A 12,861-nucleotide genomic window follows, 5' to 3' on the forward strand; every position below is an offset into this window, starting at 1 on the left:
CTCGGCCGCAGCGCTGCGGCCTCGTCAGGGAGGCAACCCCACATGAACGCAATGACCCGTCGCGTCGTCATAGGCACGGCCGCGGTCTCCATGGCCCTCGCCCTCTCCGCGTGCGGCCAGGCCGGCGGCGGCGACAGCGAGGACAAGGGCAGCTCGACGAAGATCGGTCTGCTCCTGCCGGAGAACAAGACCGCCCGGTACGAGGCGCTGGACAAGCCGCAGTTCGAGAAGGCCGTCAAGGACGCCTGCGGCGACTGCGAGGTCGTCTACAACAACGCCGTCTCCGACGTCGTGAAGCAGAAGCAGCAGTTCGACCAGCTGATCGCCGACGGCGTGAAGGTCATCGCGCTCGGCTCGGTCGACGCCGCCAAGGCCGCCGGCTGGGTCAAGGAGGCGCAGGGCAAGGGCGTCAAGGTCGTCGCGTACGACCGCGCGATCGAGGGCGCGGACGCCTACGTCAGCCACGACAACAACAAGGTCGGCGAGCTCCAGGGCCAGGCCCTGCTCGCCGACCTCGGCGCCAAGGCCGCCACCGCCCAGATCGTCATGATCAACGGCGACGAGAAGGACCCGAACGCCGGTCTGTTCAAGAAGGGCGCCCACACCGCCCTCGACGGCAAGGTCGGCAAGATCGCCTACGAGGCGTCCGGCGAGTGGGACCCGAAGATCGCGGGCGAGAAGATGGCCGCCGCCATCTCCTCCGTCGGCAAGGACAAGATCGGCGCCGTCTACTCCGCCAACGACGGCATGGCGGGCGGCATCGTCACCTCCCTGGAGAACGCCGGCATCAAGGGCATCCCGGTCGGCGGCCAGGACGCCGAGGTCGCGGGCATCCAGCGGATCGTCGCCGGCACCCAGACCTTCACCATCTACAAGTCGCCGCTCCAGCTGGCCCCCGAGGCCGCCAAGTTCGCGGTCAACCTGCTCAAGGGCAAGGAGCTCGGCGCTCAGGGCGAGACCGACGGCGTGAAGTCCACCCTCTTCGCCCCGGTGGTCGTCGACAAGACCAACATCCAGTCCACGGTCGTCAAGGACGGCATCTACGCCGCCGCCGACATCTGCTCCGCGGACCTCGCCGCCCAGTGCGCCGAGCTGGGCATCAAGTAAGCCCCAGGGGCCGGTTCCACCGGCCCCGCCCCCTCCCGCCGGAGCGTCAGATCCGGCCGGACGCGGAACGCGCCCACCCCCGTGACGCGGCTCCGCCCCCTCTACGCCGTCCGGCCCCGGCCGACCCAGACCCCGCTGTCGGTCCGGGGCCGGACGAGCACAGCCCCCCTCGAACTCGGCGCCGTACGGCGCGACATGCCGCCGCTCCCGTCCACGGGCGGCGAAGGAGTTGGTTCACGTGTCCCAGACGCCTGTCCTGGCGTTGCGCGGGATCTTCAAGCGATTCGGAGCGGTCCAGGTCCTCTCCGGTGTCGACCTCGAAGTCCACGCGGGCGAAGTCGTCGCCCTGGTCGGCGACAACGGCGCCGGAAAGTCCACCCTGGTCAAGACGATCGCCGGTGTTCACCCGATCGACGAGGGCGCCATCGAGTGGGAGGGCCGCCCGGTCGAGATCTCCCGCCCGCAGGACTCCCAGAGCCTCGGCGTGGCCACCGTCTACCAGGACCTCGCCCTCTGCGACAACCTCGACGTCGTCGCCAACCTCTTCCTCGGCCGCGAGCTCAAGAAGGGCGGCGTCCTCGACGAGGTCGCCATGGAGAAGCGCGCCAAGGACCTCCTCTCGACGCTGTCCATCCGCATCCCCAGCGTCCGCATCCCCGTCGCCGCCCTCTCCGGCGGCCAGCGGCAGGTCGTCGCGATCGCCCGCGCCCTGGTCGGCGACCCCAAGATCGTGATCCTGGACGAGCCCACCGCCGCCCTCGGCGTCGAGCAGACCGCCCAGGTCCTCGACCTCGTCGAGCGGCTGCGCGAGCAGGGCCTCGGCGTCATCCTCATCAGCCACAACATGGCCGACGTGAAGGCCGTCGCCGACACCGTCGCCGTCCTCCGGCTCGGCCGCAACAACGGCACCTTCCCGGTCGCCACCACCACGCACGAAGAGATCATCGCCGCGATCACCGGCGCCACGGACAACGCCGTGACCCGCCGGCAGGCCCGCACCGCGGAGGTAGCCCAGTGAGCACGACCCCGAAGGCGACCGACGAGGCGCCCGTGCCCGAGCCCCGTACCTCCGAGGACGCCGCCGCCGAGACCCCGGCCGCCGCCGCCGTCCCCGCCGTCGACCCCCGCCTCCTCGTCCGCGAGCAGGGCTTCAAGGGCTACGCCGACGAGTTCCGGCGCAAGATCCGCTCCGGCGAGATCGGCTCCCTCCCGGTCGTCGTCGGCCTCATCGTCATCGGCATCGTCTTCCAGGCGCTGACCGGCAACTTCATCACCTCGTACAACCTCGACCAGATCACCCTGTACGCGGCCGGCCCCGGCATCATGGCCGTCGGCATCGTCTTCGTGCTGCTGCTCGGCGAGATCGACCTCGCCGTCGGCTCCGTCGCCGGCCTCGCGGGCTCCGTCTGGGGCGTCCTCGCCACCGACATGCCGGACTCCCTCGCGATCCTCCTCGGCATCCTCTCCGGCACCCTCCTCGGCGCCTTCCACGGCCTGGTCTTCGCCAAGATCGGCGTCCCCGCCTTCGTCGTCACCCTCGCCGGCTTCCTCGGCTGGGCCGGCCTCCAGACCTGGGTGATGGGCGAGCGCTCCACCATCCCCACCCCGATCGGCAGCTTCGTCGGCGACCTCACCAAGTTCTACTTCGCCGACGTCGCCGCCGCCTACGGCCTCGCCGCGGTCGTGATCGCCGCCTTCTACCTCGCCCAGCTGCGCGACTCCCGCCGCCGCAAGGCCGCCGAGCTGCCCAGCCGCCCGCACAGCGAGATCCTGCTGCGCACCGGCGTCCTCGCGGTCCTCGTCCTCGTCGCGGCGTACGGCTTCAACCAGGAGAAGGGCCTGCCCCTCTCCCTGGTGATCTTCCTGGTGATCCTGCTGGTCACCGACTTCGTGCTGCGCCGCACCACCTACGGCCGGCAGGTCTTCGCGGTCGGCGGCGGCATCGAGGCGGCCCGCCGGGCCGGCATCAACGTCGCCTGGATCCGCACCTCCGTCTTCATGATCTCCGGCACCCTGGGCGCCGTCGGCGGCCTCTTCCTGGCCTCCGCCACCGGCGGCGCCGACCGCTCCCTCGGCGGCGGCAACCAGCTCATGATGTGCATCGCCGCCGCGGTCATCGGCGGCACGTCCCTCTTCGGTGGGCGCGGCAAGGTCTGGTCGGCGCTTCTGGGCATCCTGGTGCTCCAGTCGATCGTCCAGGGCCTCAACCAGCTCAACCTGGAGTCCAACGCCATCCAGTACATGATCACCGGCTCGGTGCTCCTCATCGCCGTGATCATCGACTCCGTCTCCCGCAAGACCCAGAAGTCCGCGGGACGGGCGTGACGCGGGTGACGCGTGTGACACGCCGTGGGCAGCGCCGCGGCTGAGGCCGCGGGCAGCGGCCGCGAGTAAGACGCGCCACATGGCCCGGCACCGGTGAACCGGTGCCGGGCACCGTCGCGTCCGGAGCAGTACGTCCCCCATGAGGGTGATGCCGCTCCGGCTGGCCCGATGCCCACGATCCAAGACGGAACATTAGACTCGGCAAAATCGGCAAGCTCGACCAGCTCAGAACGCAAGGAGGCACGGGTGGCCCTGCTGACCCGTATCAGGACACCGCGCGACCTGGACCGGCTCTCCCCGGAACAGCTGGACCAGCTGGCCGCGGAGGTCAGGACCTTCCTCGTCGACGCCGTCTCCAAGACCGGCGGACACCTCGGCCCCAACCTCGGCGTCGTCGAACTGACCATCGCCCTGCACCGCGTCTTCGACTCCCCGAAGGACAAGGTCCTCTGGGACACCGGCCACCAGAGCTACGTGCACAAGCTCCTCACCGGCCGCCAGGACTTCTCCAAGCTCAAGATGAAGGGCGGCCTCTCCGGCTACCCCTCGCAGGCGGAGTCCGAGCACGACGTGATCGAGAACTCGCACGCCTCGACCGTCCTCGGCTGGGCCGACGGCCTCGCCAAGGCCAACCAGATCCTGAGGAAGGACGACCACGTCGTCGCCGTCATCGGCGACGGGGCCCTCACCGGCGGCATGGCCTGGGAGGCGCTCAACAACATCGCCGCCGCCAAGGACCGCCCGCTCGTCATCGTCGTCAACGACAACGAGCGCTCGTACGCGCCCACCATCGGCGGCCTCGCGGACCACCTGGCCACCCTGCGCACCACGGACGGCTACGAGCGCTTCCTCGCCCGCGGCAAGGACATCCTGGAGCGCACCCCGGTCGTCGGGAAGCCGCTCTACGAGACCCTGCACGGCGCCAAGAAGGGCCTCAAGGACTTCATCGCCCCCCAGGGCATGTTCGAGGACCTGGGCCTCAAGTACGTCGGCCCCATCGACGGGCACGACATCGAGGCCCTGGAGTCCGCCCTCACCCGCGCCAAGCGCTTCGGCGGCCCGGTGATCGTCCACTGCCTCACCGAGAAGGGCCGCGGCTACCAGCCCGCCCTCCAGGACGAGGCCGACCGCTTCCACGCCGTCGGCAAGATCCACCCCGACACCGGTCTCCCGATCGCCACCTCCGGCGCCGACTGGACCAGCGTCTTCGGCGAGGAGATGGTCGCGCTCGGCAAGGAGCGCGAGGACCTCGTGGCGATCACCGCCGCGATGCTCCAGCCCGTCGGCCTCGACCGCTTCGCCAAGGAGTTCCCGGAGCGCGTCTTCGACGTCGGCATCGCCGAGCAGCACGCCGCCGTCTCCGCGGCCGGCCTCGCCACCGGTGGCCTCCACCCGGTCTTCGCGGTCTACGCGACCTTCCTCAACCGCGCCTTCGACCAGGTCCTGATGGACGTGGCCCTGCACAAGTGCGGCGTCACCTTCGTCTTGGACCGGGCCGGCGTCACCGGCACCGACGGCGCCTCCCACAACGGCATGTGGGACATGTCGATCCTCCAGGTCGTGCCCGGTCTGCGGCTCGCCGCCCCGCGCGACGCCGACCAGGTCCGCGCGCAGCTCCGCGAGGCCGTCGAGGTCACCGACGCCCCCACCGTGGTCCGCTTCTCCAAGGGCGCGGTCGGCCCCGCCGTCCCCGCCGTGGGCCGGGTCGGCGGCATGGACGTGCTCCGCGAGGCCGGCAGCGACCGGCCCGACGTCCTCCTGGTCTCGGTCGGCGCGCTCGCCCCGATGTGCCTGGACATCGCCGACCTCCTCGACAAGCAGGGCATCTCCACCACCGTGGTCGACCCCCGCTGGGTCAAGCCGGTCGACGAGGCCCTCGCCCCGCTCGCCGCCGACCACCGGGTCGTCGTCACCGTCGAGGACAACAGCCGCGTCGGCGGCGTCGGCTCGGCCGTCGCCCAGGCGCTGCGCGACGCCGGCGTCGACGTACCGCTGCGCGACTTCGGCATCCCGCCGGTCTTCCTCGACCACGCCTCCCGCGGCGAGGTCATGGCCGAGATCGGGCTCACCGCCCCCGACATCGCGCGCCAGGTCACCGGCCTGGTCTCGCGTCTCGACGGACGGTACGAGACCGCGCGGCAGGCCGTGGAGCCCGCCCGCGACTGATCCGCCCCACTCTCACGAGGCGATCACTCAGCGTCACCATTGGGCCGGTCGGTTCACCCTCCCGGGTGCCGACCGGCCCTTTCGCGTGCATTCTGGCCTCACTGCGGGCAGCGTCCTCTCGACCCCCGTCCACGGGGTCCCGGGACCCGACGTCACGGACGACGCGGAGGTACGACGGTGAGCACGGACCAGCGCCCCCCACGGGCTTCCGGAGTCTTCCGGACCAAGTCGGTCGAGCAGTCGATCAGGGACACCGAGGAACCGGAGCACGCGCTCCGCAAATCCCTCTCCGCCTGGGACCTCACGGTCTTCGGCGTCGGTGTCATCATCGGCACCGGCATCTTCGTCCTGACCGGCAAGGTCGCGAAGGAGAACGCGGGCCCGGCCACGGCCCTCGCCTTCGTCGCGGCCGGCATCGTCTGCGCCCTGGCCGCCCTCTGCTACGCCGAGTTCGCCTCGACGGTGCCGGTGGCGGGATCGGCGTACACCTTCGCCTACGCCTCCATCGGCGAGCTGCCGGCCTGGATCATCGGCTGGGACCTGGTCCTGGAGTTCGCGCTGGGCACGGCGGTGGTGGCGGTCGGCTGGTCCGGGTACGTGCGCTCGCTGATGGACAACATCGGCTGGCACCTACCCGCGTCCCTCGAAGGACCTGACGCGCCGGGCGGCACCTTCGACATCCTGGCCTTCCTACTGGTCCTGGTGCTGACCGTGATCCTCGTCCTCGGCATGAAGCTCTCCGCCCGGATCACCGCCCTGGTGGTGGCGATCAAGGTCACCGTCGTCATGATCGTGATCGTCGCGGGCCTGTTCTTCATCGTCGGCGACAACTACGACCCGTTCATCCCGCCCGCCGTCACCCCCGAGGGCGGCGGCGACAACTGGACGGCGCCGCTCGTCCAGCTCCTCTTCGGGTACGAGCCCACCAACTTCGGCGTCATGGGCATCTTCACCGCCGCCTCCATCGTCTTCTTCGCCTTCATCGGCTTCGACGTGGTCGCCACCGCCGCCGAGGAGACCAAGCTGCCGCAGCGGGACATGCCCCGCGGCATCCTCGGCTCGCTGCTCATCTGCACGGTGCTGTACGTGGCGGTCGCCCTGGTCGTCACCGGCATGCAGCACTACACCGAGCTGTCCGTGAGCGCCCCGCTCGCCGACGCGTTCAAAGCCGCCGGCCATCCCTTCTACGCGGGCGTGATCAGCTTCGGCGCGGCCGTCGGCCTCACCACGGTCTGTCTGATCCTGCTGCTCGGTCAGACCCGCGTCTTCTTCGCGATGAGCCGCGACGGACTGCTGCCCCGCTTCTTCTCGAAGACGCACCCCAAGTTCAGGACGCCGTACCGGCCGACCATCCTGCTCGGCGTGGTCATCGCCGTCGTGGCCGGTTTCACCAGCATCAACGAGCTGGCGACGCTGGTGAACATCGGCACCCTCTTCGCCTTCGTGATGGTGGCCGCCGGGGTCATCGTGCTCCGCCGCACCCGCCCCGACCTGCACCGCGCCTTCCGGACCCCGTGGGTGCCGGCGCTGCCGATCATCTCGATCGCCGCCTCGCTGTGGCTGATGCTCAACCTGCCGGGCGAGACCTGGTTCCGCTTCGCGGTCTGGATGGCGATCGGCGTCGTCGTGTACTTCGCGTACGGGCGCGGACACAGCCGGTTGGGCCGGGAGGGCGAGAGCCTGCGCTCCTGACCGGAACCCATGGGCGCGGGGTGGGCGGCCGGGTCGGGCGGATACAGTCGGTGCGAACCGACCCCCACTCGACCCGGAGCGCTGGATCCCCCCATGGTGAACCCATCCCAGGCCCCCGCAGACCCCACCCACGCCTCCCCGAGCGCCCCCGGCATGCACGGCGGCTGGCTGGCCCGGGGCGCCGAGGGACGCTTCAGCGTGTACGTCCCCCGGGACGGCGAGGTGTTCCGCTGGACCGAGGGTCCCGACCGGCGGTTCACCGGTCCCGACAAGCTCGGCGGCGGCGGTCTGCTGCCCTTCCTGGCGGCCGCGCAGGGCCCCGACCGCTATGTGCACCTGGTGGGCTTCCGGGCCACCGACACGGGCGCGGAGGCGGGGGAGCGCCATGTCGAGCTGGTGCACAGCGTCCAGTTCCAGACAGGCCGGCCCAACGTCGAGTGGAAGACCATCGGCAACGCCAACGGGCGGGCGGAGTGGCACGGCAACCCGGCCCTCGCCGTCGACGGCAAGGGCCGCGCCCACGTCTTCGTCCGCAACCGCGGCGGCGGCGTCAGCGCCCGGGTCCAGAAGGACGCCGGCGGCTGGCACCCCTGGTGGGACCTGAAGGGCGGCCGCACGGACCGGAACCCGGTGGCGGCGGTGAACGGCGACGGCCTGGTCGAGCTGTACACGGCCAACGACCGGGGGCTGCTGCGGTACACGCAGAAGGAGCCGGGCGCCCGCCCGGTCGTCGAGCCGGTGGTGGACGCCACCGTCGTCCCGGGCACGCTCACCGCGGTGACCGGCCCCTCCGGGCACGTCACGGCGTACTACGCGGACGGCTCCGGGCAGCTCTGCGCCTGGTCCCCGGCCCGCGGTCTGGACCCCACGCCGTTCGCCTCCGCCGTGGGCGGCGGGCCCCTCACCGCCGCGCTCTGCCGGATCGACGGCTACGACTGCACCCTGCTCGCCCAGTGCGACGACCAGGGCGGCGCCGCCCTGGCGGCCTACCTCACCGAGCGCGAGGACACCGGCCTCCACTGGACCCCCTCCGGCCCCCCCGTCCTCGGCCCCCCGACCCTCACCGCCGACACCGACGGCGCCGCGGCGGTGGCCGCCCTCGCCGCCGACGGCGGAGTGGTCGTCACCCGCCAGAAGGAGGAGCCGGGCCTGGCCCTGGCCCCCTGGACGCGTCTGTGATCCGGCCGCCCGCCGGTCCCTGACGGTACGAAAGTGCCCCGGCCCCCCTCATGGGGGCCGGGGCACTTTCGTACCGTGGGCGGTGGCGGTCAGCCGCCGGTCGCGGGGGACTTCTTCGCGGACTCCGGGATCTCGGCGTCCTCGCGGATCGCCTTCCACAGCCGGGAGGCGTTCGGTTCGGCGGCGACCACCCGGTTCGGGTCCTGCTTGTCGTACGCGACCGGCAGCATGATCGTCTCCATGTTCTGCGGGTCGACGCCGTTGAGGCTGCGGCCGAACTCGCTGAGCGCGGTGAGCGAGGCCAGCGCGGAGTCCGTGGTGAGCGCCTTGGTCGCCGAGTCGGCGATCTTGTAGCTCTTGGCGGGGCTGCTCAGCAGGTCCTGGTTCTTGACCTCGGTGAGCAGCGCGGTGAGGAACTGCTGCTGGAGGGAGATGCGGCCCAGGTCGGAGCCGTCGCCGACGCCGTGGCGGGTCCGGACGAAGGCGAGCGACTGGGTGCCGTCGAGCTTCTGCGGGCCGGCGGCGAGGTGGAGTCCGCTGTGGGAGTCCTCGATCGGCTCCTTCACGTCGACGGTGACGCCGCCGATGGTGTCGACCAGGTCCTTGAAGCCGGCGAAGTCGATCTCCACGAAGTGGTCGAGGCGGACGCCGGACATCGACTCCACGGTCTTGACCACGCAGGCGGGGCCGTACTGCGCGTACACGGAGTTGAACATCACGCGGCGCTCGGAACCGGCGGTGGAGCCGTCGCGGCGGGCGCACTCGGGCCGGGTGACCAGGGTGTCGCGGGGGATGCTGACGGCGACGGCCTGGGTGCGGCCCTCGGGGATGTGGACGACGAGCGTGGTGTCCGCGCGCCCGCCGCCGACGGCGCCGCCGACCAGGTCGCCGTTGTCGCCGGAGCGCGAGTCGGAGCCGAGGATGAGCAGGTTCTGGCCGCTGGTGGGCAGCTTCTCGGGCCGGTCGTCACCCAGCGCCTTCTCGATGTCGACGCCCTTGATGTTGCCGTCGAGGCTGCTGTACGCCCAGTACAGCGCGCCACCCGCGGCGAGGAGCAGGACGAGCAGCGTCACCAGGACGATCCGGCCGGTCCTGAGGCGCTTGCGGGGCGGCCGGGAGCCGGCGTCGCGGGGTCCGCCGACGGCCTCGGGCGTGCGTATGTCCTGGCTCATCGTGCGCGACGTCCTCGCAATTCTGGTGACCCGCCCGGGGTGCTCGGTGGCATCCGCGTCTCCGGGCGCGGGCACGGCGGCCCGCTGATTGAGCGTGGAGTATAGGCAGAAGGTCGGACGGGTGTACGACTCGGGGTGACCGCCTCAGGCGCCGCGCGGGACCTTCGGTGACCAACCGGACATAGGGGCACCGTTCACATCTCAGCTGCGTAACAGCAGGTCGAATAAGCCCGCCATAAGTTGTACGACACCTGTCTCCGATGTGAAGATCCGGTGCGAACGGCCTCCGTGTGGCGACACCACGGGGCCGTCGCCTTCCGGACCCCAGTCGGTCCGGACACTTCGGGGGGCCGGAGTTCAACGACGAGTCCGGGTATTCGGAACCGGGCACATACGTGCTCACGGGCGCGTGTGCCGCACGCGTGTGGTGTGGAAATGGTGGGTTGAACACGGTGGCGACCTCCCGCAACCCCGAATCCAGCGCGCTCGTCTCCGCGTACCGGAACCTCGTCCCGGTACGCGCCCGGCGCCGCATCGTGGCCGGCATCCCGCAGCCCTTCCGCCAGTCGGTGGCGCGCACCCTGGCCGGCGTCGACTCCGCCCGCTCCGCGATGATCACCCGGGCCCTCGGTGGCCGCAGGGGCGGAACCGACGGCGAGCGCGGCGTCGTCAGGGTCGTCCAGGACGGCGGCCGGCACCTGCGCGCCCTGGAGATCCCCGGCATCACCGAGTGGGCGGCCCGGGCCCGCAACCTGCACCTCCTCGTCGGCCTCCTGGAGGACGCCGGCATCGACTACTTCTGCGTCCGCGGCACCCCCAAGGGCCTGCCCGCCGTCGCCGTCCCCGCCCGGCTCCGCGCCGAGGTCGAGGACCTCCTCGCGCACGCCTGCGGCCAGGAGCCCTGCTACGCGGGGACCCCCGCCGCCGGCGCCGTCCTGCGCCCGGGCGCCCACCCGGCCACCTGGCGCCGGCTGCGCTCCGCGCCGGTCGTGCGGATCACCTGGGTCGTGTGCGACCCGACCGGCCGGCTGGTCTTCGGCGCCGGAGCCGGCTGCGACCTGGAGTTCTGGGACGAGACGGACGGCGAGCTGATCGCCCCCCGCCCCAACCGCGTGGTGACCGAGGCGCCCGCGGAGCCGCGCACGGTCGAGGCGCCGCAGACCCTCTTCAGCCGGGTCCCGCCGCAGTACACCACCGGCCGGGCCCGCACCCTGCCCGAGTTCACCGCCCAGCTGCCCGAGGACCACGGCTTCCCGGTGGACGTCGTCTACACCTGGGTCGACTCCGACGACCCCGTGTGGCGCGGCACCAAGGAGTCCACCCGCCGCCTCCTCGGCCTCGAAACGGCCGGCGGCCCCGCCCTGCACGAGCAGGCCGCCAACGACGCCCGCTTCACCAGTCGCGACGAGCTGCGCTACTCACTGCGCTCGATCCACCAGTACGCGCCCTGGGTGCGGAACGTCTTCCTGGTCACGGCCGGCCAGGTGCCCGGCTGGCTCGACCAGGACCACCCCGGCCTCCGGGTCGTCGACCACCGCGAGATCTTCTCCGACCCGGCCGCGCTGCCGACCTTCAACTCGCACGCGATCGAGAGCCAGCTGCACCACATCCCCGACCTGTCGGAGCACTTCCTCTACCTCAACGACGACGTGTTCTTCGGCCGCCCGACCACGCTCGGCAGCTTCTTCCACGCCAACGGACTCAGCAAGTTCTTCATGTCCAAGGCGCTCATCCCGACCGGCCGCGCCCTCCCCGACGACCTCCCGGTCAACGCCGCCGGCAAGAACAGCCGCGGCCTGATCGCCCAGCAGTTCGGCACCTTCGTCTCGCAGAAGATGAAGCACACCCCGCACGCCCTGCGCCGCAGCGTCCTCGCCGAGATCGAGCACACCTACGCCCGCGCCCACCACACCACCCAGCACGCCCGCTTCCGCTCGCCGCAGGACGTGCCGATCGCCTCCTCGCTGCACCACTACTTCGCCTACCACTCGGCCCGCGCCACCGTCGGCGACCTCCGGTACGTGTACGTCGACATCGGCGACCGGGCGGCCCAGCAGCGCCTCGACCGGCTCGGCGCCCGCCGCGACTTCGACACCTTCTGCATCAACGACACCGTCGTGCCCGAGGACCGCGACGCGCAGGAGCGGATGGTGCGGCGCTTCCTCGACGACTACTTCCCGGTGCCGAGCCCGTACGAGCGCACGGACGCCGTGGGGCTCCCGACCCGCCGACTGACCGACGACCTGGGATGTGCCGACTGATGGGCTCCATACGAAGGCGCCTCGGCCGGGCGCGCCGCGCCGCCGTGCGCCGGATCGCCGCGCCGCTGCGCACCCGGCTGATGCGCGGTGTCTTCCTGCCGCTGCGCGGCCGCCGCTCCGCCCGGGTGCTGTACGCCGCCGTGCTCGACGGCCAGACCATGAACCTGCACGTGGAACTGCCCCCGGCGGCCCGCGCGGCGGACAGCGCCGAACTGCTCCTCGGCTCCGGCCGGTCGCCGCACCGCGCGCCCGCCCGGGTCCACACCGACCGCGCCGGCCGGGTCCTCGTCGACGCGGCCGTCCTGCTCGGCACCGAGACCGGCGGGGTGCCGGTGCCGACCGGGGCCACCCGGCTGCGGCTCGGCGTCCGCACCGGCCGCAGGTCGCGCTCCTACCCGCTGCTGATGGTCGAGGCCCCGCACACGTACCGGGGCACCACCCGGCCCATGGGGGCGTCTCCGATCAGCGGCGACCGCTACCGGGTGGGCCGCACGCTCACCGGCAGCGCCCGGCTGCGGCGGGCCCCGGCCCGCCCCGGCGCCGAGGTGGTGGACGTCCACATCGAGCACGCCCGGATCGACGTGCGGCTGCGGTTGGTCGGGCTGCCCGCCGAGGACCCGTGGTGCGAGTTCGTCGCCTCCGGGCGCCGGATCCGCTGCGCGCTCACCGAGACGGAGCCGGGCCTGTGGCAGGCCGAGGCGCCGCTGGCCGGCATGTACCCGCGGTCCGGCCGGCGCGAGCACTGGGACGTCCTGGTGCACTCGGGGGAGCGGAGCCCGTACCGGGTCGCCCGGCTGCTGCACGACCTCAGCGACCCCCAGCGGGTGCTCGCCATGCGCGCGGTCGTGGTGGCCGCGCGGAAGGACTCCCTGATGGCGGTCGAGCCCCGCTACACCCCCGCCGGGAACCTCCGGTTCACCTGCCGTCGCGTCGAAGAGACGGCCTGAGGAAGCGCACAT

9 protein-coding genes are annotated in these 12,861 nt (G+C 72.0%); 8 read left to right on the forward strand and 1 reads right to left on the reverse strand.

The window, feature by feature from the left end; translation table 11 throughout:
* The first annotated feature begins 42 nt into the window (after positions 1–42).
* The 6 genes from ACFXMG_RS19080 to ACFXMG_RS19105 all read left to right on the forward strand — a co-directional run bounded on the left by ACFXMG_RS19080 (position 43) and on the right by ACFXMG_RS19105 (position 8,469).
* A complete protein-coding gene (locus tag ACFXMG_RS19080) occupies positions 43–1,107 on the forward strand; it encodes a sugar ABC transporter substrate-binding protein (protein ID WP_383819321.1) in 1,065 nt (354 codons plus the stop codon).
* Between the two features lie 238 nt (positions 1,108–1,345).
* Positions 1,346–2,125 carry an ATP-binding cassette domain-containing protein gene (locus ACFXMG_RS19085; RefSeq protein WP_383819323.1) on the forward strand — a complete coding sequence of 260 codons (780 nt, stop codon included), beginning with the start codon at positions 1,346–1,348 and terminating at the stop codon, positions 2,123–2,125.
* Complete coding sequence (locus ACFXMG_RS19090) at positions 2,122–3,432, forward strand: sugar ABC transporter permease (RefSeq protein WP_383819324.1); 1,311 nt, start codon at positions 2,122–2,124, stop codon at positions 3,430–3,432. Before ACFXMG_RS19085 ends, ACFXMG_RS19090 begins: the two co-directional genes overlap by 4 nt.
* A gap of 246 nt (positions 3,433–3,678) precedes the next feature.
* On the forward strand, positions 3,679–5,598 hold the full coding sequence (dxs, locus tag ACFXMG_RS19095) for a 1-deoxy-D-xylulose-5-phosphate synthase (RefSeq protein ID WP_383819325.1): 1,920 nt from the start codon (positions 3,679–3,681) through the stop codon (positions 5,596–5,598).
* A gap of 177 nt (positions 5,599–5,775) precedes the next feature.
* Complete coding sequence (locus ACFXMG_RS19100; protein ID WP_383819327.1) at positions 5,776–7,290, forward strand: amino acid permease; 1,515 nt, start codon at positions 5,776–5,778, stop codon at positions 7,288–7,290.
* Positions 7,291–7,383: 93 nt separating this feature from the next.
* The gene (locus ACFXMG_RS19105; RefSeq protein ID WP_383819328.1) at positions 7,384–8,469 is read left to right on the forward strand and encodes a hypothetical protein; all 1,086 of its coding nucleotides are present in this window, start codon (positions 7,384–7,386) and stop codon (positions 8,467–8,469) included.
* An 89-nt stretch (positions 8,470–8,558) separates the two neighbouring features.
* Here ACFXMG_RS19105 and ACFXMG_RS19110 read toward each other — a convergent pair whose 3' ends face one another.
* A complete protein-coding gene (locus ACFXMG_RS19110; protein ID WP_383830039.1) occupies positions 8,559–9,641 on the reverse strand; it encodes an LCP family protein in 1,083 nt (360 codons plus the stop codon).
* 452 nt (positions 9,642–10,093) lie between these two features.
* On the opposite strand from ACFXMG_RS19110, the gene ACFXMG_RS19115 reads away from it, so the two are divergent.
* Together ACFXMG_RS19115 and ACFXMG_RS19120 are read left to right on the forward strand one after the other, a co-directional pair.
* Entirely contained in the window at positions 10,094–11,902 is a 1,809-nt protein-coding gene (locus tag ACFXMG_RS19115; protein ID WP_383830036.1) for a stealth family protein, read from the forward strand.
* Positions 11,902–12,849, forward strand: coding sequence for a hypothetical protein (locus ACFXMG_RS19120; RefSeq protein WP_383830033.1), 948 nt, complete (start codon positions 11,902–11,904; stop codon positions 12,847–12,849). The genes ACFXMG_RS19115 and ACFXMG_RS19120 overlap by 1 nt, the downstream gene beginning before the upstream one ends.
* Positions 12,850–12,861: the final 12 nt, after the last annotated feature.

This window comes from Streptomyces sp. NPDC059201, from assembly GCF_042754585.1.
Taxonomy (GTDB): Bacteria; Actinomycetota; Actinomycetes; order Streptomycetales; family Streptomycetaceae; genus Streptomyces.

Bases quoted from the DNA above. Each gene is read 5' to 3' on its own strand.
- ACFXMG_RS19080 (WP_383819321.1), top strand. From the start codon at position 43: ATGAACGCAATGACCCGTCGCGTCGTCATAGGCACGGCCGCGGTCTCC.
- ACFXMG_RS19105 (WP_383819328.1), top strand. From the start codon at position 7,384: ATGGTGAACCCATCCCAGGCCCCCGCAGACCCCACCCACGCCTCCCCG.
- ACFXMG_RS19110 (WP_383830039.1), bottom strand. From the start codon at position 9,641: ATGAGCCAGGACATACGCACGCCCGAGGCCGTCGGCGGACCCCGCGAC.
- ACFXMG_RS19120 (WP_383830033.1), top strand. From the start codon at position 11,902: ATGGGCTCCATACGAAGGCGCCTCGGCCGGGCGCGCCGCGCCGCCGTG.